General features: G+C 65.6%; 2 protein-coding genes and 1 pseudogene. 2 read left to right on the top strand and 1 reads right to left on the bottom strand.

The features are described from left to right. A pseudogene (locus AB4Z47_RS30515) lies at positions 1-194 on the top strand (hypothetical protein); the annotation flags it as partial. 486 nt (positions 195-680) lie between these two features. Here the strand turns inward: AB4Z47_RS30515 and rfbB are convergent. Then, positions 681-1,697 carry a dTDP-glucose 4,6-dehydratase gene (gene rfbB, locus AB4Z47_RS30510; RefSeq protein ID WP_441956152.1) on the bottom strand — a complete coding sequence of 339 codons (1,017 nt, stop codon included), beginning with the start codon at positions 1,695-1,697 and terminating at the stop codon, positions 681-683. A 300-nt stretch (positions 1,698-1,997) separates the two neighbouring features. Here rfbB and AB4Z47_RS30505 point away from each other — a divergent pair. Then, on the top strand, positions 1,998-2,633 hold a 636-nt coding region (locus AB4Z47_RS30505; RefSeq protein WP_441956150.1), incomplete at its 3' end, for a hypothetical protein.

Raw genomic sequence — 2,633 nt, 5'->3', positions numbered from 1 at the left:
TCGCCGCGGCGACCATCGTCGGCCTGTTCGGCGCGTTCATCCCGGCCGCCGCCATCGGCTGCCTCGGCGGCATCATCGCCGTCGGCGCCCTCGGCACCCTCGCCGGCCAACTCCTGGTCACCGCCCCGGTCGCCATCGGCGCCGCGATCCAGTACTTCACGACGATCAACCAGCCGTTCAACCCCGCGAAGTAAAACCCACAACCGAACTCGCACAACACAACAGATACAGATACGAGTCGTGGAACTCCGCCCGCGCACTGCGCGGGCGGAGTTCTATTTCTGCCAGCGCGCCGGCCGGCAGGGTGGACAAACACTGAAAAACCGCAGAGACACTTACGGTTACCGCGTATTTGCGATGCACTCGACCGTCCGGTTGACTGCGAAATCTGATATCGAATATTCCGATCCGGAATTCATCGCGATCGACCGGCCGTCGCGGCGGGAGATACGGATCGCCCGTGTCCTGCACGTAGTGTCACTTCGCGGCGTAGTCCAGTACAACTCTCCACGCTGCTGGTGACAGTCCTGTTCCTCGCGGCGCACCGATTCCGCGGCGAAGGCACCGACCGTCGGTCCGGCCGTCACCGTGACCGCGGCGCCGGTCGCGGCGATGTGACACATCATCGTCCGGGGCTGACCCGCAACGGAATTCGAGCGCAGCGTCGCGGTCGACTCGGTTCAGTCTCGTCCCGCGCCGATCGTCTGCTCGCCTGCCGCCAGGTAGGCGCGCTCAGTGCCCGCCTTGTCCGGGCGCCACCAGGACTCGTTGTCCCGGTACCACTGGATGGTCGCGGCCAACCCGGCGCGGAAGTCTCCGTAGCGCGGTTCCCAGCCGAGTTCGGTGCGCAGCAGCGACGCGTCGATTGCGTAGCGCTGGTCGTGGCCGGGCCGGTCGGTGACGTGATCGAAATCGTGCGGATCGCGGCCGAACGCCTCCAGGATCATCCGCACCACGGACTTGTTGTCGAGCTCGCCGTCGGCGCCGATCAGGTAGGTCTGCCCGATCCGACCGCGCTGCAGGATGGCCCACACTGCGCGGTTGTGGTCGTCGACGTGGATCCAGTCGCGCACCTGGTGTCCGGCGCCGTAGAGCCGCGGCCGGACACCGTCGATCAAATTGGTGATCTGGCGCGGGATGAACTTCTCCACGTGCTGGTAGGGCCCGTAGTTGTTGCTGCAGTTGGAGATGGTGGCGCGCACGCCGAACGACCTGGTCCACGCGCGGACCAGCAGATCGCTGGCGGCCTTGGTGGCCGAGTAGGGGCTCGACGGGTTGTACGGGGTGGTCTCGGTGAACGACGGGGCGTCCGGCGACAGGTCGCCGTACACCTCGTCGGTGGACACGTGGTGATAGCGCACGTCGTGGCGTCGCACGGCTTGTAGCAGCGAATAGGTGCCGACGATATTGGTCTGCAGGAACGGCCACGGCTCGGCGAGGGAGTTGTCGTTGTGGGATTCGGCGGCGAAATGGACCACCGCGTCGACACCACTGACCAGTTCGTCGACCAGGTCGAGGTCGGCGATGTCGCCGTGCACGAAGTCGATGCGGTCGGCCACCGGATCGAGGGAGACCCGGTTCCCGGCGTAGGTCAACGCATCGAGGACGGTGACGGTCGTGTGAGGATGGTCGGACACTGTCTGATGGACGAAGTTCGCGCCGATGAATCCGGCGCCGCCGGTGACGAGCAATCGCACCCCCACGACTCTACGTGGCGACCGGGCGCGGCGATGACCGACTCGGCAGTCGGTGCCGCCAGCCGATCAGGTCTCATTTGTGACCTTCGTCACATGATCTTCCCAAAGAGCGGAACGCCCAGTTTGGTTAGGCTGGAAAACCCCGGTCAGCACCCTCATTTCCGAAACCCCACCAAGCCACGGGTCTCGATGGTGAACAAAATTTGAATAAATAGTCACAAACGGTTCACCACGCGTTAGCTGGTCTAGATTTTGCTGGTCCAGTCCCCTCCGAACGCTTCACATCGAGGTTCCAAACAAATGCTGATGAGGAAATTCGCCGCGACGTCGGCACTGCTGATCGCCGCCCTAGGCGTCACCGCAGGCACCGTCAACGCGGCCCCGGCCACCGAGGCCGACAACGACGCGGTGAACTTCACCGCACAGAACACCGACACCCAGTCCATCATCACGACCGATGCCGGTTCCATGGTCGTCGAGGACGGCGTCTTCGAAGTCAAGGCCGCCAACGGCAACGTCCTCACCGGCGTGCCGCTGACCTTCCGGGTGGACGACTTCGAGTTCCCGGTCGCCGCCGATATCGCGGACCACACCGCCACCCTGACCCCACAACTGGACATGGCGCACGCGACCTACAAGCCGGTCGCCCTCCCCTTCGAGGACAAGGCGCCATGGAAGACCGAATACGACCGTGAACAGGCCGCCTGGAACCGCATGAAGGACACCATCTCGACCGGCGCCACCATCGCCACCCTGGTCGGCGGCCTCGGCGGCGGAGCCGTCGGCTGCGTCCTCGGTGGCATCGCCGGCGCGACCGTCGCCGCGGCGACCATCGTCGGCCTGTTCGGCGCGTTCATCCCGGCCGCCGCCATCGGCTGCCTCGGCGGCATCATCGCCGTCGGCGCCCTCGGCACCCTCGCCGGCCAACTGCCAACT

The organism is Nocardia sp. 2TAF39, from assembly GCF_052114905.1.
In the GTDB taxonomy this organism is placed as follows: Bacteria; Actinomycetota; Actinomycetes; order Mycobacteriales; family Mycobacteriaceae; genus Nocardia.
Note: the sequence above shows the minus strand (reverse complement) of the source record. Positions and strands in the feature narration are given on the sequence as shown.